This window comes from Paracraurococcus lichenis (assembly GCF_030657435.1).
Taxonomy (GTDB): Bacteria; Pseudomonadota; Alphaproteobacteria; order Acetobacterales; family Acetobacteraceae; genus Paracraurococcus; species Paracraurococcus lichenis.
The window spans coordinates 77809-97068 of record NZ_JAUTWS010000010.1 but is presented as its reverse complement, the minus strand read 5'-3'; the positions used below and the strand labels follow the sequence as shown (position 1 = coordinate 97068).

At 73.0% G+C, this 19260-nt stretch carries 19 protein-coding genes; 8 read left to right on the top strand and 11 right to left on the bottom strand.

Annotated features, from left to right (window positions below):
• Nucleotides 1-158 precede the first annotated feature (158 nt).
• The 3 genes from Q7A36_RS12595 (at nucleotide 159) to Q7A36_RS12585 (ending at nucleotide 2339) form a co-directional block, all read left to right on the top strand.
• Nucleotides 159-503, top strand: a complete 345-nt coding sequence (locus Q7A36_RS12595; RefSeq protein ID WP_305104048.1) for a hypothetical protein — start codon at nucleotides 159-161, stop codon at nucleotides 501-503.
• Between the two features lie 321 nt (nucleotides 504-824).
• Complete coding sequence (locus tag Q7A36_RS12590; RefSeq protein WP_305104047.1) at nucleotides 825-1238, top strand: hypothetical protein; 414 nt, start codon at nucleotides 825-827, stop codon at nucleotides 1236-1238.
• A gap of 87 nt (nucleotides 1239-1325) precedes the next feature.
• The gene (locus Q7A36_RS12585; protein ID WP_305104046.1) at nucleotides 1326-2339 is read left to right on the top strand and encodes a TauD/TfdA dioxygenase family protein; all 1014 of its coding nucleotides are present in this window, start codon (nucleotides 1326-1328) and stop codon (nucleotides 2337-2339) included.
• Nucleotides 2340-2342: 3 nt separating this feature from the next.
• Here Q7A36_RS12585 and Q7A36_RS12580 read toward each other — a convergent pair whose 3' ends face one another.
• Genes Q7A36_RS12580 through Q7A36_RS12570 form a run of 3 tightly spaced genes read right to left on the bottom strand, consistent with a single transcriptional unit; the run spans nucleotide 2343 to nucleotide 4482 of the window.
• Entirely contained in the window at nucleotides 2343-2735 is a 393-nt protein-coding gene (locus Q7A36_RS12580; protein ID WP_305104045.1) for a hypothetical protein, read from the bottom strand.
• Nucleotides 2736-2740: 5 nt separating this feature from the next.
• Nucleotides 2741-3241 (bottom strand): YdcF family protein, encoded by a 501-nt coding sequence (locus Q7A36_RS12575; RefSeq protein ID WP_305104044.1) that lies wholly within the window; start codon nucleotides 3239-3241, stop codon nucleotides 2741-2743.
• Entirely contained in the window at nucleotides 3238-4482 is a 1245-nt protein-coding gene (locus tag Q7A36_RS12570) for a methyltransferase (RefSeq protein WP_305104043.1), read from the bottom strand. The genes Q7A36_RS12575 and Q7A36_RS12570 overlap by 4 nt, the downstream gene beginning before the upstream one ends.
• 84 nt (nucleotides 4483-4566) lie before the next feature.
• Here Q7A36_RS12570 and Q7A36_RS12565 point away from each other — a divergent pair, with 84 nt between their 5' ends.
• Nucleotides 4567-5070 (top strand): invasion associated locus B family protein, encoded by a 504-nt coding sequence (locus tag Q7A36_RS12565; protein ID WP_305104042.1) that lies wholly within the window; start codon nucleotides 4567-4569, stop codon nucleotides 5068-5070.
• Nucleotides 5067-6254 carry a 23S rRNA (adenine(2503)-C(2))-methyltransferase RlmN gene (gene rlmN, locus Q7A36_RS12560; protein WP_305104041.1) on the top strand — a complete coding sequence of 396 codons (1188 nt, stop codon included), beginning with the start codon at nucleotides 5067-5069 and terminating at the stop codon, nucleotides 6252-6254. The genes Q7A36_RS12565 and rlmN overlap by 4 nt, the downstream gene beginning before the upstream one ends.
• Before the next feature lie 31 nt (nucleotides 6255-6285).
• On the opposite strand, the gene Q7A36_RS12555 is transcribed toward rlmN, so the two are convergent.
• The 4 genes from Q7A36_RS12555 to Q7A36_RS12540 form a co-directional block, all read right to left on the bottom strand.
• Complete coding sequence (locus Q7A36_RS12555; RefSeq protein ID WP_305104040.1) at nucleotides 6286-7638, bottom strand: tetratricopeptide repeat protein; 1353 nt, start codon at nucleotides 7636-7638, stop codon at nucleotides 6286-6288.
• Nucleotides 7639-7650: 12 nt separating this feature from the next.
• Nucleotides 7651-8919: a hydantoinase/carbamoylase family amidase gene (locus tag Q7A36_RS12550; RefSeq protein ID WP_305104039.1), complete on the bottom strand. Its 1269-nt coding sequence runs from the start codon at nucleotides 8917-8919 to the stop codon at nucleotides 7651-7653.
• 124 nt (nucleotides 8920-9043) lie between these two features.
• Nucleotides 9044-10015: a tripartite tricarboxylate transporter substrate-binding protein gene (locus Q7A36_RS12545; protein ID WP_305104038.1), complete on the bottom strand. Its 972-nt coding sequence runs from the start codon at nucleotides 10013-10015 to the stop codon at nucleotides 9044-9046.
• A gap of 256 nt (nucleotides 10016-10271) precedes the next feature.
• Nucleotides 10272-11402, bottom strand: a complete 1131-nt coding sequence (locus Q7A36_RS12540) for a CaiB/BaiF CoA transferase family protein (RefSeq protein WP_305104037.1) — start codon at nucleotides 11400-11402, stop codon at nucleotides 10272-10274.
• An 80-nt stretch (nucleotides 11403-11482) separates the two neighbouring features.
• Here Q7A36_RS12540 and Q7A36_RS12535 point away from each other — a divergent pair, with 80 nt between their 5' ends.
• The 3 genes from Q7A36_RS12535 to Q7A36_RS12525 all read left to right on the top strand — a co-directional run bounded on the left by Q7A36_RS12535 (nucleotide 11483) and on the right by Q7A36_RS12525 (nucleotide 15114).
• Nucleotides 11483-12451 carry a tripartite tricarboxylate transporter substrate binding protein gene (locus Q7A36_RS12535; protein WP_305104036.1) on the top strand — a complete coding sequence of 323 codons (969 nt, stop codon included), beginning with the start codon at nucleotides 11483-11485 and terminating at the stop codon, nucleotides 12449-12451.
• A gap of 26 nt (nucleotides 12452-12477) precedes the next feature.
• Nucleotides 12478-13485: an NADPH:quinone oxidoreductase family protein gene (locus tag Q7A36_RS12530; protein ID WP_305104035.1), complete on the top strand. Its 1008-nt coding sequence runs from the start codon at nucleotides 12478-12480 to the stop codon at nucleotides 13483-13485.
• Between the two features lie 162 nt (nucleotides 13486-13647).
• Entirely contained in the window at nucleotides 13648-15114 is a 1467-nt protein-coding gene (locus Q7A36_RS12525; protein ID WP_305104034.1) for an MDR family MFS transporter, read from the top strand.
• Here Q7A36_RS12525 and Q7A36_RS12520 read toward each other — a convergent pair.
• From Q7A36_RS12520 to Q7A36_RS12505, 4 genes are read right to left on the bottom strand one after another with little or no spacing between them, the layout of a single operon-like run.
• Entirely contained in the window at nucleotides 15080-15526 is a 447-nt protein-coding gene (locus Q7A36_RS12520; RefSeq protein WP_305104033.1) for a type II toxin-antitoxin system VapC family toxin, read from the bottom strand. The two genes, Q7A36_RS12525 and Q7A36_RS12520, sit on opposite strands and share 35 nt — an antisense overlap.
• A complete protein-coding gene (locus Q7A36_RS12515; protein WP_305104032.1) occupies nucleotides 15523-15786 on the bottom strand; it encodes a FitA-like ribbon-helix-helix domain-containing protein in 264 nt (87 codons plus the stop codon). The genes Q7A36_RS12520 and Q7A36_RS12515 overlap by 4 nt, the downstream gene beginning before the upstream one ends.
• 37 nt (nucleotides 15787-15823) lie before the next feature.
• A complete protein-coding gene (locus Q7A36_RS12510) occupies nucleotides 15824-16156 on the bottom strand; it encodes a DHCW motif cupin fold protein (protein WP_305104031.1) in 333 nt (110 codons plus the stop codon).
• On the bottom strand, nucleotides 16153-19260 hold the full coding sequence (locus Q7A36_RS12505) for an efflux RND transporter permease subunit (protein ID WP_305104030.1): 3108 nt from the start codon (nucleotides 19258-19260) through the stop codon (nucleotides 16153-16155). Before Q7A36_RS12505 ends, Q7A36_RS12510 begins: the two co-directional genes overlap by 4 nt.

Sequence of the window (19260 nt, the reverse complement as noted above, 5' to 3'; positions counted from 1 at the left end):
GGCTATTCACACGCTCGCTGCTCATTGCCTTGACTTTGGCGCTGGGTACGCTGGCTCTGGCATGGATCGCCTTGTGGATTTGCTTTGGGCTTCCAATAGCGCCCTATCATCCTTCCTGCCCCGCGGGAGCCATTGCCGCACCGCTGCGACACAACGCTGTGGATGTGATCGAGGGCATCATGGTGCAGCAGAAGATCATCCACCGGCGGCGCGATGACAGCATCTATGTGCCGTTGATGGGTGCAGACGCGGACTTCGTTGGCAACTTCGAGTGGCGGGTCGCGCATGCCATCGCGCAAGGCTACCGACGCGACGGGCTTGACTTCCCGCCGCCGCCGGCGGTGCTGCGCCTGATTGCCCGGTGGGAGGCGGAGCATGGCCCTCTCCGCCGCACCGCCAAGGGCGAACCGGTCGATCTCTTCAGCCTGCCCGAGTGCGCCCTCAAGCGCGCCGCGCTGACCACGGCGGACGACCTGGCGGGCGACGAGGCGCAGCTTCGCTGATGCCGGGCGCGGCCCCTCCGGGCCGCCGATCGCGCGCACAACGGCGCCGCCGCGGCAGCAGGCGTTCCGGACGCAGGGCAGGGCCGAACCATCCGGCGGCATGGCAAGCTGCGCGCCGGCGCCGGTCCGCCCCGCACCCCGGCCACCTTGTCCGGCCTGCCGCCCCGGCCCCTCCGCATGGCGCCGCACGCCGACGGCAACGGACAGGCCGTGACGGCCGCTTCTGTCGCAACGGGTTGACCGCGCAGGGGTGATGGTCCGCATCACGGTTGATGCCGCCCTGCGCCCGAACCGCGGCCGCGCGCGCCGGTTGGGGCGGGCATGTCCCAGATCCCGTTGCAGCGCAGACAGGCCCGCGCCGTCGCGGTCCCCGTCCGTCATGCGGCCTCCGCCGGCCTCGTCGCCGCGGCGGCCGCCTTCCCCTCGCTCGCCGTCATCCCCGTGGTGCCGGAGGGCGAGCCCTTCCTCCTCGTCGCGGCCATCGGCCTCGCGCTCTGGCTCTTCGGCCGCGCGGCGGCGATGAGCGCGAGCGTGCTCGCCATCGGCCTCGGCGCCTGGCTGCTGCCGGCCGAGGGCGCCGGCGCGCAGGCCATGCTGCCGCTGCTGCCCCTGCCCATGGTCGCGCTCGGCATGGCCGGCGCGGGCCGGTCCTTCGCCGACATCTTCCGCCTGATGGAGCGGGCGGATGCGCGGCGGTCGGCCGAGGCCCGCGCGGCGGCGCCGCCCGAGGGCTGACCCGCAGGGCCGCCGGCGTTTGACCGCGGCGCGCGCCGCTGGATAGGCTTCCCGGCCGGTGATGGCGCCGGCCGGGAGACGATTCGGATGAGTGGCGGCTTCGACCTCGTCAGGCCCCTGCCCGGGGCGGGCTTCGGCGGCATCCTCCGCCTGCAGGACGCGGCGGGCGCGGCGGCGATGGTGGCGGCGGCCGAGCGCGCACCGGAGGACCTGCCCCGCGCGCTCGCCGCCTGCGGCGGGGTGCTGCTGCTGCCGGGCATGCAGGCGATGGCGGAGCGGCCGGAGCTGCTGCTGCGCCTCAGCCGGCTCTTCGGCCCGGAGGTGGAGAACTACCGCGAGACCGGGATGGCGCCGAACATGGTGCATCCGGAGGTGCCGGAGATTTTCGTCGTCTCCAACATCCCGCCGGTGCTGCGCGCCCCGCCGCCGCTGCCCGAGCCGCCGCTGACCGCGGAGGGCAGGCTGCCGGTGCAGTACCCGCACCGCCGCGGCTGGCACACCGACCAGAGCTACCGCCGCCCGCCGCCCGACGTCTCGCTCTTCCTCGGGGTGGAGCCGGTGCCGCAGGGCCAGGGCCAGACGCTCTTCGCCGACGCGACCGCGGCCTATGCGGCGCTGCCCGAGGCGACGAAGCGCCGCATCGAGGGGCTGGAGGGGCTGCATGTCGGCTCGAGCGCGAAGCGCCGCCGGCAGGACGTGCTGGCCGGCGAGACGCCGCGGCCCCTGCGGCCGCATGAGCGGCCGCAGCGCCAGCCGGTGGTGCGGCTGCACCCGGTGACCGGCCGGCCTGCGCTCTACCTCTGCGAATACGGCCAGATGGACTGGCTGGAGGGGCCCTTCCTCGGGCTCGAGCCCGGCCCGACCGGCGAGGGCGCGGCGCTGCTCGACGAGCTGATGGCGCATGTCACCCGGCCCGAGTTCGTCTATGTCCACGAATGGACCCCGGGCGACCTGGTGATCTGGGACAACCGCTGCACCCTCCACGCCGCCACCTGGTTCGACGCGGAGAGGCTGCGCCGGGTGATGTGGCGCACGACGGTCAGCGGCAATCCCGGCCCCGCCTATGCCGGCGAGGCCAGGAGCTGGCTGGCCGTCGCCTGAGGCTCAGGCCTCGATCCCGTAATCGGCGAGCTCCGGGCGCATCGCCTCGATGACGAAGTCCACGAAGGTGGCCGGCAGGTCGAGCCAGAACTCGCGGTCGGAATAGGCGCCGACCGCGGCCTCCAGCCCTCGGTCGCGTGCCCAGGCGGCCAGCGCCTCCAGCGCCTCCCGCGGCGTGTCGCTGAGGAAGGAGACCTGCGAGCGCGGCTTGTCCTCGTCCCGATGCGCCGTGTCGCTGCGGCTGAACTGCAGGTCCACGTTGCTTCCGGGCTGGCGCAGCCAGATCGCGCGCTCCGTCCGCCGCAGCTCGACGAAGCCGAGCTGGGTACGGAGCATCTCCACCACCGTCTCGAAATGCCGGGCATCCAGCCGGTTGGCGACGTGGTTGAAGCGCATGCGGCCTATCCCTCTCCCCGGGCCCGGTGCCAGGCCATGAGCAGGGCATCGTAGGGGATCGCCGGTACTTCCCGCAGCCGCCAATACCAGCGGCGCAGCGGGCTCTCGGCATCCGACCACCCGATCGGCACCGGCCGCGCCGCGAGGCCCGCGATCCGCAGCAGCAGCACGCAGCGCGGCAGGTGGAAGCGGCTGGTCGCCGCCCAGACCGGCCCGGCATGGCCGCGCGCCCGCAGCAGCCGGGCGCAGGCGCGGACGGAGGAGAGCGTGTCGGTCCCGGTCGGCTCCTCCTCGATCGCCCCCGGCGCCACGCCGAACGAGTGCAGGAGCGCGGCCATGACGCTGCTCTCGGCCTCGCCGTGGCGGCCCTTGGCCCCGGTCGGGATGTAGTGGGCATCCGGCCGCGTGCTGCCGAAGCGCGCCGCGGCGGCCACCCGACGGTGCAGCGCGGGGCTCGGCGAGCCGTCCGGCCGCACCGCCGCGCCGAAGATGAGGATGGGGGTCAAGCCGGCGCGGCGATCAGCAGGCGGTTCATGGCCTCCATCGCCCGCCGCAACGCCGGCAGGTCGCGGGCGAATTGCTCGCGCGAGACGCCGCCCGCCGCCAGCTCGTCCGCGATGGCGCCGAGGCTGCGGCGCCCGTCCACCCGCTGCAGGATCGCCTGGGCGAGGCGCGGCAGCGGCAGGTTCACCCGGAGCCCGTCGAAGGTGACCGGCAGCGTGCCGTCCTTCGGCAGGCCCTTGGCCAGCGTCGGCCCGTCCATCTCCCGCAGCACCGGCACGGAAGCCAGGTCGTCCCAGGGCGGTTCCATCGCGGGCGCATCGGCGCGCAGGCAATAGACGATGTGGATGCCCATGTTGCCCGTGACCGCCTCCGCCAGCGCCGCCCGCTGCACCGGGTCCAGCAACGCGGTGCGCGCGCGGAGTTTCGGGTCGGGGAGGTAGGCATCCGGGTCGTAGCGCACCGGCTCCACCCAGCAGGCGATGCGCAGGCCCGCGGCGCGGACCAGCGCGTCCAGCGCCGGGACGGTGAAGGCCTGGTCGCGCGGGTTCAGCAGCAGGTCATAGAGGCCCGCATCGCCGCCCGAGAGGTGGTCGGTCAGCCAGGGATTGCGTCGCAGCCAGGCGGTCTCGGGCGCCTGCCTCCAGAGCCGCCGCGCGGCGTCCACCCGGGCGGCGGGCGGCTCATCGGTCGGGGCGAGCAGCCGCAGCGCGTCCTGCAGCATGTAGACCCCGGTCCGCCCATGCGGCGCATAGACCATCAGCCCGAGGCCGCCGCCCGGCGCCAGCACCGAGACCAGCGCCTTGAGGCCTTCCAGCGGGTCGGGCAGGTGGTGCAGGACGCCGCAGCAATCGATGTAGTCGAAGGGGCCGAGGCCCGAGCCCGGCAGCTCGAGGATCGAGCCTTCCTCGAACTGGATGTTCTCCAGGCCCCGCGTCCTGGCCCTCGCCTCGGCGATCCGCCGGGCGGCGCCGCTGCGGTCCAGCCAGGTGACGCTGCCGGGCCGCCCGGCCCAGGCCATCTGCTGCGCCAGCATGATGGTCCCGTCCCCGGTCCCGCCGCCGGCCAGCAGGGCGTTCAGCGGCCGGCCCGCCGGCCGGCGGCTGGCGAAGACCCAGTGGTCCACCTCGCGCAGGTGGCTCGGGCTGCCGACGATCAGCCGCTTTGCCTCCTCCCGCGGGTCGCGGGCGGGGTAGGGATAGGCCTCGTACTGGGCGGCGAGCTGGCGGTCGGCGGCGTCGGTCATGGCTGGGGTGCATAGGGCGCGCCCGGTCGGGCGACCAGACCGGTTGCTGGCGGCCTGCCGCGCCCGTATCTAGCGGCCATGCGCATGCGAATCCGTTCCTTGCTGATGCTGGCCCTGCTGCTCGGCCCGGCGGCCGCATCAGCCCAGCCACGGCCGCAGAAGATCGGCGACTTCCAGTCCTGGACCGCGGCCAGCTTCACCGAAGGCGGCCAGAAGACCTGCTACGCCTTCACCCGGCCGAGCAAGGCGGAGGGCAATCGCCAGGGCGTGATGCTCACGGTGACGCACCGGCACACTGCCCGCGACACCGTGACGATCTCCGCCGGCTACACCTTTCCGCGCAATGCCGAGGCGAATGTCACCGTCAGCGCCAACGACCTGAACTTCTACACCGTCGGCGCGACCGCGGCGGCGCGCGACGGGGCGACGGCGGTGCGCTACTTCCGCACGGGCAAGGAGGCTGTCATGCGCGCCCCGGGCGCCAACGGCAAGGGGACGGTGACCGACACCTTCCCGCTGGCCGGCTTCGGCGCGGCCTATGACGCCATCAGCAAGGAATGCCCGGCGGCGGGCGGAGGCAAGCATTGAACGCCATCCCGCCCCTCGCCGCGGCCGAGCTGACGGTCGCCGAGCGCGACCGCATCCTCGCCAAGACCGCGCTCTTCAACCCGCCGCCGATCACCACGGCGGACGGGCGGCGGGAGCTGGTCGGGCTCTCGCGCGAGGAGCTGGCCGAGGAGATGGCGGCGATGGGCGAGAAGCCCTTCCGCGCCAAGCAGCTCTGGCACTGGATCTACCACCAGGGCGAGACCGATTTTTCCAGGTTCACCAGCATCGCCGGGCCGCTGCGGGCGAAGCTGGCGGAGCGCTTCGTCGTCTCGCGGCCCGAGGCGGCGACGGTGCAGACCAGCCGCGACGAGACGCGGAAATTCCTCTTCCGCTTCCGCGACGGGCAGCAGGTCGAGACGGTCTACATCCCCGACACGGCGGAGGATCGCGGCGCCGTCTGCATCTCGACCCAGGTGGGCTGCACCCTGTCCTGCCGCTTCTGCCACACCGGCACGCAGAAGCTGGTGCGCAACCTCGGCGCCGCCGAGATCGTCGGGCAGTTCATGGCAGCGCGCGACAGCTACGGCGAGTGGCCGAGCCCGAAGGACGACAAGCCGCGGCTGCTGTCCACCATCGTCGTGATGGGGATGGGCGAGCCGCTCTACAACTACGAGAACACCGCCAAGGCGCTGAAGATCATCATGGACCATGAGGGCATCGGGCTCTCGCGGCGCCGGATCACGCTCAGCACTTCGGGCGTCGTGCCGATGATGGACCGCTGCGGCGAGGAGCTCGGCGTCAACCTCGCGGTCTCCCTGCATGCGGTGACGGACGCGCTGCGCGACGAGATCGTGCCGCTGAACCGCAAGTATCCGATTGCCGAGCTGATGGCGGCCTGCCGGCGCTACCCCGGCGCCTCCAACGCGCGGCGCATCACCTTCGAATACGTCATGCTGCGCGGGGTCAACGACTCCGAGGCCGAGGCGCGCGAGCTGGTGCGGCTGCTGCACGGGCTGCCGGCGAAGGTGAACCTGATCCCCTTCAATCCCTGGCCGGGCAGTCCCTACCAGACCTCGACCTACGAGCAGACGGCGAAATTCGCCGCCATCCTCAACGAGGCCGGCTATTCCAGCCCGATCCGCCGGCCGCGCGGGCGGGACATCCTCGCGGCCTGCGGGCAGTTGAAGACGGAAAGCGAGCGGGCGAGGAAGGCAACCGCCTGACCCCGGGCCGGCCAGTGCCGGGTCGGCCCGGTCAGTGCGCCACCGCCCGCGCCGCCTCGGCATAGCCGACGCGCCGCTCCGGCGGCACCGCGTGCCGGCCCGCGACGCGTTCCAGCAGCATCCGCGCATCCGCGGCCAGCCCCGCCCGCATGGCGCTGTGCAGGAACAACTGCTCCAGCACGTCCTGCTGCGCGTGGCTGCCGCCGAGCCGGTACATCCCCTGCAGCGCCGGCCGCATGACGGCGACCGCGCCGGCGAAGTCGCCCTGCGCATGCCGCAGCACCGCCTCGCTGACCGGCAGGGCATGGCGCGCGATCAGCGGCGGGTTGGTGCCGGCATTGCCGCGCGCCGCCTCCCGCAGCGCCGCCAGCAGCCGCTCCGCCGCCGCGAAGCGCCCGGCGCCGCAGAGCGCCATCATCCAGTGCGGCAGGGTGAAGGCCGAGAGCGTGTCGCCGATCCGCGCCTCCGCCTTGTCGGCCAGTTCCTCCCAGCGCCCGCCGGCGGGCACACCCTGCAGCGAGAGGCGGAACAGCATGGAGGCGGCGTTCTGCACGTCGATGTAGAGGTCGGGCTGCGCCTGCGTCACCGGGCTGTCGAGGTTGCGGAAGCGCGTGTCGTAGAGCGCGAGCACCGCGTCGAAGTCGCGGTGCTCCAGGTGGTACATCGCGCGGTGCCACCAGAGGTGGTGCATGATGTTGTTGCCGCCCTGCCAGTTCGGTTCCAGCGCCTCGATCCAGGCGATGCCCTCGCTGCGGCGGCCCTGCATTTCCAGCACATGCGCGACGGCATGCGCGGCCCAGAGGTCGCCGGGGTCGAGCGCGATGGCGTCGCGCCCGGCAGCCTCGGCCACCGTGTAGTTCCCGCATTCCTCGTTGGCGAAGCTGCGGCAGGCGAGAATGCTGGCATGGCCCGGCAGGCCGCGGCTCCAGCGCGGCAGCACGCCCTCCACCTGCGCCAGCATCGCCTCCGGCCGGCCGAGCCAGAAGGCGCAGAAATGGTGCAGCCGGAAGGCCAGGATGTCGCGGGGATGGTCGGCGAGGATCTGCTCCCAGACCGCGAGCGCCTGGTCCATCTCGTTCGCCGCCCAGGCGGAGAGGGCGGCGACATGCGCCTTCTCCCGGGCCGTGCCCTTCGCGGTCAGCCGCTCCGCGGCGGCGATCGCCTCCCGCGCCAGGGGGATGGTGGCCTGTTTGTAGCCGAGCAGCAGGAAGGCCGCCTGCAGCACCCGCGCCATCCCGAATTCCGGGTCCGTCGCCAGCAGCGCCTTCAGCCGCTGCGGGGCGTCGAAGCGGTAGCGGAGATAGCCCTCGACCGCATGGTCGAAGGCGCGCGCGGCCTCGGCGCTGTCGGTACCGATCGCGTTGCCCTGGGCGTCCTGCTGCATGGCCATGCTCCCTCAGGCGGTCCGCGCCGCCAGCCAATGGACCAGGACCGCAATGGCGGCCATCAGGTCCCCGGTCTCCATGGCTTCGTCCGGGTTGTGGCTGCCGTTACGGTTCCTGACGAGCAGCATGCCCGTCGGCACGCCGGAGGCGGCGAAATTGTTCGCGTCATGGCTGCCCGGGCTGTTCAGCCGCTGACCCGGCAGCCCGGCCTGCGCCGCGGCGGCGGCCAGGCCCTCGATGATCGCGGGATCCATGGGGCCGGGCGCGGCGGCGCTGCGCTCGCCGAGGTCGATCCGCACGCCGCGGCGCGCCGCGACCTCGGCCACGATCGCGGCCAGCCGCGCCTCCAGCGCCGCCAGGTGGTCGGCCGAATAGGCCCTGAGGTCGAGGCTGAGCTCGAAACGGCCGGATACCATGGTCAGGCTGTGCCGCTCCGCCGGGGTATGGAAGCGGCCGATGGTGACGACCATGGGGCGGCCCGCCGCTTCCTCCTCCAGCCAGAGCCGCTCCAACGCCAGCATCAGGTCGGCACCGGCCAGGGCGGCGTCGCGGCGGAAGCGGTGCGGCAGGCCGGTATGCGCGTCCTCCCCGGCGATGCGGATGAAGGGGTGCCGGACATTGCCGGGATTGGCGAGGCAGATGGCGACGGGCGCCCCGGCCTCGACGAGCTGCGGCGCCTGCTCGATATGCACTTCCAGATAGGCGCCGAGCCGGGCGGGGTCGCGCAGTGGCGTGCCCTGCCGGAGCCGCGTCGGATCGCCGCCACGCGCGGAAATGCTCTCGGCCAGCGTCTTGCCGCTGCGGGCATGGCGGAGATCGAGCGCGCCCGGCGGCAGCCGCGCCGGCAGGCAGCGGGAGCCGATGAGGCCGAGGCCGAACCACACTGCCTCCTCGCAGCGCAGCGCCAGCACCTCGATGTCGCAGCGCGGCCTGAGGCCCGCCGCCTGCAGCGCGGCGATGGCGGCGAGGCCGGCGACGACCCCCGCGGCGCCGTCGAAATTCCCGCCCTGCACCACGCTGTCGAGATGCGAGCCGATCAGTACCGGCGGCGCCGCCGGATCGCGCCCGGCCCAGCGCAGGGAGAGGTTGGCGCCGGCGTCCGTCGTGGCGGCCAGGCCCAGCGCCGCCCCGGCGGCGGCGGCCAGCGCCTGCGCCTCGTTCTCGCCGCGGCCATAGGCCTCGCGCGTGATGCCCGGCGGGTCGGCGCCGATGGCGGCGAGGCCGTCCAGCAGGCGCTGCACCAGCGGGGCCTGGGCGGCGACGGGCTCGGCGAGGGTCAAGGGCGGGTCTCCTTCCCCCGCGTCCTGCCGCGGCGAAGGCCGGCGGCCCGCGGGACCGCGGCAAGCCTGCGCAGCTTTCCGCCCAGGCGCAAACCCCGGACGCAAACCCTCGGCGGCGGCCGCGCTACTCGTCCACCGTGTAGCCCGTGGCGGCGACGATCGGCGCCCAGCGCGCGCGCTCGGCGCGGATGCGCGCGGCGAATTCCGCCGGCGTGCTGCCGAGCGGCGTCTGCTCCATGCGGTCCAGCGCCTCCCGCATGTCGGGCCGCGCGAGTGCGGCGAGGATGGCGGCATGCAGCCCGGCGACCAGGGCGGGCGGCGTGCCGGCGGGGGCGAGGACGCCGAACTGCTCGGTCGCCACCAGCTCCGCATGGCCGAGGCTGCGCATCGCCGGCACCTCCGGCGCCTTGGGCGAGGGCTCAGGCATGGAGACGGCGAGGAGGCGCAGATGCCCGCCCTTCCGCTGCTCCAGCAGGTCGCCGAAGACCGTCACGCCGGCCTGCAGCCGTCCGGCATAAAGGTCCGGATAGGCCGGCGCCATGCCGCGATAGGCGACATGGCCCAGCCGGATGCCGTAGGCGCGGGCGCATTGCTCGGCCCAGAAATGCGGCGTGCTGCCGGCCGCCGGCGTCGCATAGGGGATGGGCTCGGCCTGCTGCCGGGCCCAGGCGACGAAGTCGGGCCAGGTCCGGGCGGGATGCGCGGCCGGCACGGCGAAGGCGAAGCCGAATTCCGTCACGCCGGAGACCGGGATGAAGTCCTCCGCCGCGTAGCGCAGGGTCTTGCGGTAGATATGCGGGTAGATGCCGAACATGCTCTCGGGCGAGAAGAGCAGCGTCGCGCCGTCCGGCGCCGCGATCTTCACCGCCTCGATAGCCAGCCGCGCGGCAGCGCCCGGGCGGTTCTCCACGATCACCTGCGGCGCATAGGCGCCGAGGCGCTCGGCCAGCAGGCGGGCGACGATGTCGGAGGCGCCGCCCGGTGGGAAGCCGAGCAGGAAGCGCGCCGTGCGGTCGAGGCTGGCGGCGCGGGCGCGGTGCGCCAGCAGCAGGGCGGTGCCCGCGAAGGCCGCGCGGCGGCCGATCCGGCAGGTCATCTGGCGTTCCTCCTCCGCCTGCCGCGCCGCGGGTCGGGCCCTGCGGCGGGAGGCTTTCGCGGCCAGAATGGAGCGGCGCCGCGTCGGCATGCAACCGGCGGGCGGCTGCCCGCCCGCCGCGCGGCCGCATGCCGGCCAGCCCGGATGCGCGTCCGGGCACGATTCCCTGTTCGGCGCCGCCAACCGGGCCGCGGCGCCGCGCGCCGGCCTGCGCGCCGTGCTGCCCGGCAGAGGTCACGCCTTCTGCCCGGCGGCATCAGTCCTCCAGCTCCCGCAGCACCGCCTCGGTATGCTCGCCGAGGGCCGGGGCCGGGACGCTCCAGGGGCCGAGGCCGGGAAGCCGCGGGAAGGGCAGGGCGCCGAGCCCCGGCTGGTCCAGCGGCAGGGCCGCCTGCACCGCCTGCACATGCGGGTCGGCCAGCCAGTCCAGCGGCGAGTTCACGAGGTCGCAGAGCATGCGCGCGGCCTTGAAGCGCTCCGCCCAGTCCGTCGCGGGGCGCTGCGCGAAGGTCTCCCGCAGGATGGGCAGCAGGATGTCGCGGTGCTCGGCGCGCTTCGGAAAGCCCTGGAAGCGCGGGTCCTCCGCCAGCTCCGGCCGCCCGGCCACCGCGCAGAACTGCACCCATTCGGGCTCGCGCAGGAAGGCGACCATGAACCAGCGGCCGTCGCTGCCCTGATAGGTCCCGGCCGGGACGTTGGAGAGGGGCGGGACGCGGCCGAGCAGCCCGGCCTCGGCGATGTTGAAGGCCATAAGCGCCGCCGCGCTCTGCATCAGCGACACGTCCAGCACCCGCCGCCGCGGCGGCGCGCCCGCGGCGCGGTCGGCCGCCTGCTCGGCCAGCGCCGCCTGCACCGCGATCATCGCCGACAACCCCGTCGTCATGTCCACCGCCATCAACTGCCCGGTGCGGTGCGGCACGCCATCCGCGCCGATATTGAGCGAGACGAGGCCGGTGAAGGCCTGCGCCACGCCGTCGGTGCAGGGGCGCTCGGCATTCGGCCCCTGCTGGCCGAAGCCGGAGATGGAGAGGAAGACGACATCGGCCTTCCCCGCCTCCGGCACCAGGCCGAGACGCTTGGCGACGCCGGGCCGGAAAGCCTCCAGCATCACGTCGGCCCTCTCCGCCAGCTTCGCCATGGCGGCGCGGCCAGCATCGGTCTGCAGGTCCAGCATGACGCTGCGCTTGCCGCGGTTGAAGGCGACATGCATGACGCTCTGCGTGCCCTCCCGCGTCGAGAGGCCGCGCGACCAGTCGCCGGCCGGCGGCTCGATCTTCACCACCGTGGCGCCGCAGGCGGCCAGCAGGCTGGCGCAATAGGGCCCGGCGATGCCCTGGCTGGCATCCAGGACGAAGAGGCCCCGATAGGGCTGCGGCCGGTCGGCCATGGCGTTTCCCTTCCCGTATCCGGTCCCTATCCTGCCCGGAACGGGGGAAACGGGAAGGCCAGGGGGAAAGGATGACGCGCATGAGGATGACGCGGCGGCTCGCGATCGGGGCCATGCTGGCCGCGCCGGCCGCGGCGCGCGGGCAGGGGATGGACTGGCCTTCCCGCCCCGTACGCTTCGTCGTGCCCTATCCGCCGGGCGGGCCGACCGACATCCTCGGCCGCGTCGTCGCCGCCCGCCTGGCGCAGGACCTGAAACAGCCCATGGTGGTGGAGAACCGCCCGGGCGCCTCCGGCACCATCGGGGCGGAGCAGGTCGCGCGGGCGGCGCCGGACGGGCAGGCCTTCCTGATGAACGCCTCCATCCATGTCATCATCCCGCACCTCAACCGCAGCCTGCCCTTCGACGCGCTCACCGACTTCACGCCGGTGACCAACATGGCGAGCGTCCCGCTGGTCGCGGTGGTGAACCCGCAGCTTCCCGTCCGCAGCATCCCGGAGCTGGTCGCGTATCTGAAGGCCAATCCCGGGCGCGTCTCCTATGCCTCCTCCGGCAATGCCTCCGCGTTGCACCTGGCGGGTGAGATGTTCAAGCTGATGACGGGGACCGAGATGCTGCACGTGCCCTATCGCGGCGCCGGGCCGGCGGTGCAGGACCTGATCTCGGGCAGCATCCAGCTCATGTTCGACAGCATCCCCTCCAGCGCCGCGGCGGTGCGCGCCGGGCTGCTGCGGCCGCTGGCGGTGACGACGGCGACCCGCGTCGCCGCCTATCCGGACCTGCCGACCATCGCCGAGGCCGGCGTGCCGGGCTTCGAGATCGCCACCTGGTACGGCATCTGGGCGCCGCCGCGGACGCCCATGCCGGTCGCGCAGCGCCTGCACCAGGCGGTCGCCGCCGCCGTCGCGGCACCGGAGGTGCGGGAGCGCCTCGCCACCCTCGGCGCCGAGCCGGTGGCGGACACCCCCGAGGATTTTTCCAGGTTTTGCGCACGGGAGTACGAGCGCTGGGGCCGCCTCGTGCGCGAGGCCCGCGTGACCCTCGATTGAACACCGACGACGATAGGACCCACTGCATGCGTGCCCTGGTCTGCGAGAGCTGGCGCGAGTTCGACGAACTCGAGCTGAAGGACATCCCGCCGCCGCCGCTGCGGCCGGGCGGCGTCGCCATCCGGGTGGAGGCGGCGGGGGTCTCCTTCGCCACCCAGCTCGTCGTGCAGGGCAAGTACCAGCGGAAGCCGCCGCTGCCCTTCACCCCGGGGACCGAGATCGCCGGCACGGTGCTGGAGAGCGCGCCTGATGTGCCGGACCCGCTGCCGCCCGGCACCCGCGTCTTCGCCGTGCTGGACTGGGGCGGCATGGCGGAGCAGGCGGTGGCGGACGCCATCCATGTGGTGCCGATCCCGGACGGGCTGCCGCTCCCGGCCGCCGTCGCCATGCCGATCAGCTACCCGACCGCTGCCTCCGCCCTGATCTGGCGGGCGCGACTGGAGCCGGGCCAATGGGTGCTGGTGCATGGCGCCGCGGCCGGCGTCGGGCTGGCGGGGGTGGAGATCGCCAAGGCGCTCGGCGCCCGGGTCATCGCCCGCTGCGGCGCGGCCAAGCGGCAGGTGCCGGAATCGCGCGGCGCCGATGTGGTGCTGGACAGCGCCCAGCCCTTCCGGGACGCGGTGCGGGAGGCGACGGGCGGCGCCGGCGTCTCCGCCATCCTGGACACCCTCGGCGGGCCGGTCTTCGACGAGAACCTCCGCTGCCTCGGCGACGGCGGCACGCTGGTGACCATCGGCTTCGCCGCCGGCGGCATCCCGACCCTGCCCATCAACCTGCTGCTGCTGAAGAACATCGCGGTCGCCGGGCTGAACTGGGGCACCTATGTCGGCTGGTCGCCGGGGGACAACCGGCACCTGCATGCCCCGCGCGCCCGGGCGCTCTGGCAGCAACTGGTGGAGTGGTGGGCGGCGGGGAAGCTCAGGCCGGAGGTGCATGCCAGCCACCCGCTCGAGCGCTTCCGGGAGGCGATGGCCGAGGTCCGCGGCCGCAGCGCCGTCGGCCGGGTGGTGCTGCGCCCCGGCGAGACGGCGTGAGCCGGGGCCGCGGATAGCCCGGCGCGGTGCGCCGGTGGCGCGGCGCCTGCGCGCCGGGATCGCCCCATACCGGTCGGCCTTCTGACTGACAGGCATGATGTGCAGGCCAGGATCACGCCCCTGGCCGTTCCCGGCCGGGGAGATCCGCAGTAACTTGGTCGCATGACCAAGACCGGCGGCGCCGAGTCCGCCCCCCTGACCCCATCCGAGCGGAAGGCCGACCCGCGGCTCATCGCCGCCATCGTCGCCAGCGCCCTCTTCATGCAGAACCTGGACAGCAGCGCGGTCACCACCGCCCTGCCGGCCATGGCGCGGGACCTGGCGGTGGAGCCGGCGCGGCTGGGGGCCGCCATCACCTCCTACCTCGTGGCGCTGACGGTCTTCATCCCGGTCTCCGGCTGGGTGGCGGACCGCTTCGGCGCCAAGCGGGTCTTCATGGCGGCGATCGTGGTCTTCACCGCCGCCTCGGTCCTCTGCGGCCGGGCGACCGGGGTGCCGGAACTGATCGCGGCGCGCGTGCTGCAGGGTCTCGGCGGCGCCATGATGGTGCCGGTCGCCCGCCTGCTGCTGCTGCGCCAGATCCGCAAGGAGGAAATGCTGAGCGCCATGGCCTGGCTGACCATGCCGGCCATGATCGGGCCGATCAGCGGCCCGCCGCTGGGCGGCTTCCTGACGGATGCCTTCGGCTGGCGCAGCGTCTTCCTCATCAACGTGCCGATCGGCGCGCTCGGCCTGCTGCTGGTCGCCTGGAAGATCCCCCGCGTGCCGCCCGGTAATCCCGGGCCGCCGGACCGGGTGGGGCTGGCCCTCATCGGCACCGCGCTCGCGCTCTTCATGTTCGGGGTGGAGACGATCGGCCGCGGCGTGGTGCCGCAGGACATGCCGCAGGCGGGGCTGGTGCTCGGGCTGATGTTCGGCTGGGCGGCGATGCGGCATTGCCGGCGGGCGGCGCGGCCGGCCCTCGACCTCAGCCTGCTGCGGATCCCGACCTTCAACCAGTCGACGCTGGCGGGCAGCCTGTTCCGCATCGGCGCCGGCACCTCGCCCTTCCTGGTGCCGATGCTGCTGCAGGTGGGCTTCGGCAAGACGGCCTCGGAGGCCGGCATGGTCTCCTTCGCCACCGCGCTCGGGGCGCTGGCGATGAAGCCGCTGGCGCGGCCGATCCTCAAGCGCTTCGGCTTCCGCACCGCGCTGATCGGCGCCTCGCTGATCGCGGCGGTGGGGGTGGCGCTGCCGGCGGCCTTCACCCCGGCCTGGCCGCTGCCGGTGATCTTCGCGGTCCTGGCGCTGGGCGGCCTGTTCCGCAGCCTGCAATTCACCGCGCTGAACACGCTGGCCTTCGCCGACGTGCCCTCCGCCCGGCTCTCGGCCGCGACCAGCTTCGCCGGCACGGCGCAGCAGCTCACCCAGGCGCTCGGCGTCGTGCTGGCGACGACGACGCTGGAGGCGAGCGCACTGGTCGCCGGCCGGCATGCGCTGGCGGTGCACGACTTCACCCTGGCCTTCCTGGTGGCCGGGGTGGTGGTCGCCGCCTCGGCCCCCTTCTTCGCCCGGCTGGCGCCGGAGGCGGGGGAGGCGGTCAGCGGGCACCGGGTCACGCCGGCGGCGAAGCGGCTTCCGGCGGAGTGAGGACCAGCCTGTCCGGCAGCGCGTCGGCGCGGCGGATGGCACGGGCGAAGCGGGTATCGGCGGTGGCCAGGGCCGCGCCGCGGGCAAGGGCAAGAGCGAGGTAGAGGCAGTCGTAGACCGGGTGGTCGAGGCGGGTGGCGAGGGCGAGGCTGGCGGCGTGGAGGGGGTGTTCCAAGACAAGGAACTGCAGGTTGAAGTCCGATAGCCGGTCATAGAGTTCGAAATGTTGCCGCTCGCTCAACAGACCCTTGCGCCTGATGCGCCAGAGAGCATTGGCAACTTCGGAATGCAGCAGATCCGGCGCGATCAGGACGTAGCTACTGGTCGCGACACGCCTTGCCCAGGCGACATCCGGTTCATCCACCAACCATTTGAGCACGACCGAGGCATCGACGACCAACTCGCCCGTCAATGGCTGTCCCGGTCCTCGCGGAGCAATTCCAGCGTGCTGGGCGCGCCGGGAGGCATTTTGATCGCCATGGCGAACAGCGCCTCCCATTTCGCCTTCCGCGCCGCGTCGTCGAGCGGGGGCGTCGGCGGTACCTCGTGGGATTTCTGTGCGCGGAGGATCGCCCGCACCTCCTCGGCCAGGCTCACCCCATGCGCCGAGGCCCGGCGGGACAGCCAGTCCTGCAGGTCGGGCTCGAGCTCGGGCAGGCTGATCGCGTTCATGCCCGGAATCTCGGCACCCCTCCGGATCGGGTCAAGCTCAATCCACGATGAAGAGCTTCGCCCCCGTCCGGGTCGAGGAGCGGTGCGCCGCATCGCCGAAGTCGGAGACCCGGTAGCTCATCCCCGGCCGCAGCGTGAAGCGGCGCCCGTCCCGCAGCTCCGTCTCCAGCTCCCCCTCCAGCACCAGCAGCACATGGCCGCGGTCGCACCAGTGGTCGGCGAGGTAGCCGGGCGAGTACTCCACCATCCGCACGCGCAGATCGCCCACCTCCAGCGTGCGCCACAGCGCCTCGCCGGTCTCGCCGGGGTGCCGCGTCGCGGGCACCCCGGACCAGTCGGTGACGGTGAAGGGAAGCGGCGGGATCTTCATTCAGCCGGCGCCGGGGTCGGCGCCTCGGGCACCCGGCCGCGGCCGAAGCTCAGCCGCCGCGCCAGGCTGTCGAAGCCGAGATAGAGCACCGGCGTGACGAAGAGCGTCAGCACCTGGCTCACCGCCAGGCCGCCGACCACCGCGAGGCCGAGCGGCTGCCGCAGCTCCGCCGCCGCGCCCCAGCCCATGGCGATCGGCACCGCGCCGGCGCCGGCGGCGAGCGTCGTCATCAGGATCGGCCGGAAGCGCAGCAGGCAGGCCTCCCGCACCGCCGTGAAGGGCGGCGAGCCCGCGCGCTGCCGCTGCAGCGCGACGTCGACGATCATGATGGCGTTCTTCTTGACCAGGCCGATCAGCAGCAGCACGCCGATGACGGCGATGACCGAGAGGTCGAGGCCGAAATAGTTGAGCGTGAGGAAGGCGCCGAGCGCCGCCGCGGGCAGGCCCGAGAGGATGGTCAGCGGGTGGATCAGGCTCTCGTAGAGCACGCCGAGCACGACATACATGATCAGCACGGCGGCGATGACGAGCTGGCCCTGGCCGGCCAGCGCCTGCTGGAAGACCTGCGCCGCGCCGGAGAAGCCGGTGACGATGCTGGGCGGCAGGCCCATCTCCCGCTCCACCTCCCGGATCGCGTTCACCGCATCGCCGAGCGCGACGCCCGGCGGCGTGTTGAAGCCGATGACCACGGCCGGGAGCTGCCCCTGGTGGGAGACGTTGAGCGGGCCCGAGCGCCGCTCGATGGAGGCGACCGCCGAGAGCGGCACGAGCTTGCCGGTGACCGAGCGCAGGTAGAGCTTGGCCAGCCCCGTCTCGTCCCGCTGGTCCTCCGGCAGCGCCTCGAGGATCACCGGATAGGCATTGGCCTGCCCGTAGATCGTGCTGATCTGCCGGGCGCCGAAGGCGGAGAAGAGCGCCTGCCGGACCTGGTCGACCGTGACGCCGAGCGTCGTCGCCCGGTCGCGGTCCACGTTCACCAGCACCACCGGGCTGTCGAGCTGCAGGTCGGTGTTCACGTCCTGCAGTTGCGGCAGCTTCTGCAGCCGCTCCTCCAGCCGCGGCGCCCAGTCATAGAGCTCGTCGAGCTTCAGGCCTTGCAGCGTGTAGAGGTACTGGGTCCGGGTCTGCCGCGCGCCGAAATTGATGTTCTGGATCGGCTGCATGAAGACGCGCAGGCCCGGGAAGGAGTTCGCCGTCCGCCGCAGGTCCTGGATCACGTGCTCGACCGCCGGCCGCTCGGCCCGGGGCTTGAGCTCGACGAAGAGCCGGCCCTGGTTGATGGAGATGCTGCCGCCGACCGCGCCGAGGTTGGAGACGACGTTGACCACATGCGGCGAGCGCCGCAGCACCTCCGTCAGGCGGCCCTGCATGTCCGCCATGGCGGCCATGGAGGCGCCGCGCGGGCCCTCGGTGTTGATCAGCAGGAAGCCGGTATCCTCGACCGGGAAGAAGCCCTTCGGGATCTTCACCGCCATCCAGCCCGCCGCGAGGAGCGAGGCGAGGAAGATCGCCCAGACCACGAGGCGGAAGCGCAGCGCCCGGTCCAGCAGCCAGGCATAGGAGCGCTCGATCCCGACGAAGCCGCGCTCCAGGGCCCGGTCCCAGAGCGGCACCTTGCGGTGGGCGTGGTGCCCCTTCAGCCGGCTCGCCATCAGCGGCGTCAGCGTCAGCGACACGATGCAGGAGGCGATGACCGAGAGCGAGACGGTGGCGGCGAAGGCGTTGAAGACGCGGCCCACGACGCCGCCCATCAGCAGGATCGGCAGGAAGACCGCGATCAGCGAGAGGGTGATGGAGAGGACGGTGAAGCCGATCTCGCGCGAGCCGCGGATGGCCGCCTGGATGGGCGGCATCCCCTCCTCGATATGGCGGACGATCGCCTCCAGCACCACGATGGCGTCGTCCACCACCAGCCCGACCGCGATGGTCATTCCGAGCAGCGTCACGTTGTCGATGCCATAGCCCAGCGCATACATCAGCGCGAAGGCGACGCAGAGGCTGATCGGCACCGCGACCGTCGGGATCAGCGTCGCGGTCAGCCGGCGGAGGAAGAGGAAGCAGACCAGCACCACCAGCCCGATGGCGATCAGCAGGCTCTCCTGCACGTCGTGCACCGCATCCCGGATCGAGAGCGAGCGGTCGAGCATGACGTTGATCTCGGCCCCCGGCGGCAGGGCCGATTGCAGGGCGGGCAGGCTGGACTTGACGCCATCCACCACCTCCACGGTGTTGGCGTCGGGCTGGCGCAGCACTGCCAGCACCAGGGCGCGCTTGTCGTTCCGCCAGGCGGCGACGCGCTCGTTCTGCACGCCGTCGGCGACCTCGGCGATCTCGGCAAGCCGCACCGGCGCCTGGGCGCGGCCGGCGACGACCAGCCTGCCGAACTCCTCGGCGCTCTGCGGCTGGTCGTTGGCGCGGAGCGTCAGTTGCTGCCGCTGGCCGTTCAGCAGGCCGACCGGGGTATTCGAATTGGCCGCCGCCACGCTCTGCTGCAGCGTGTCGAAGGCGAGGCCCATGGCGGCGATGCGGTCGGGGTCGAGCCGCACGCGCACGGAATAGAGCTGCTCGCCGAAGGTCTGCACCTGCGCGACACCGGGGACGCGCGAGAGCGCCGGGCCGATGATGGTGCTGGCGATGTCGTTCAGCCGGTAGAGCGGCGTGTCGCCGCCCGAGAGGGTCAGCAGCACCACCGGGGCATCCGCCGGGTTCACCTTGCGGTAGCTCGGCGGGATGGTCATGTCGATCGGCAGCCGGCGCTGCGCGCGCGTCATCGCCGCCTGCACGTCCTGCGCCGCGGCGTCGATGTTCCGCCCCAGCACGAACTGCACCGTGATCTGCGTGGTGTCCTGGCCGTTGATCGAGGACATGGTGTCCACGCCGGCGATGGTGGACAGCTCGCGCTCGAGCGGCAGGGCGACGCTGGTCGCCATGGTCTCCGGGCTGGCGCCGGGGAAATTGGCGAAGATGGTGATGACCGGGAAGTCGACGCGCGGCACGGCCGCGACCGGCAGCCGCAGATAGGCGAAGACGCCGATGACCACCGCCGCGATCGACAGCAGCGAGGTCATCACCGGCCGGCGGATGCAGAGTTCCGAGATGTTCAT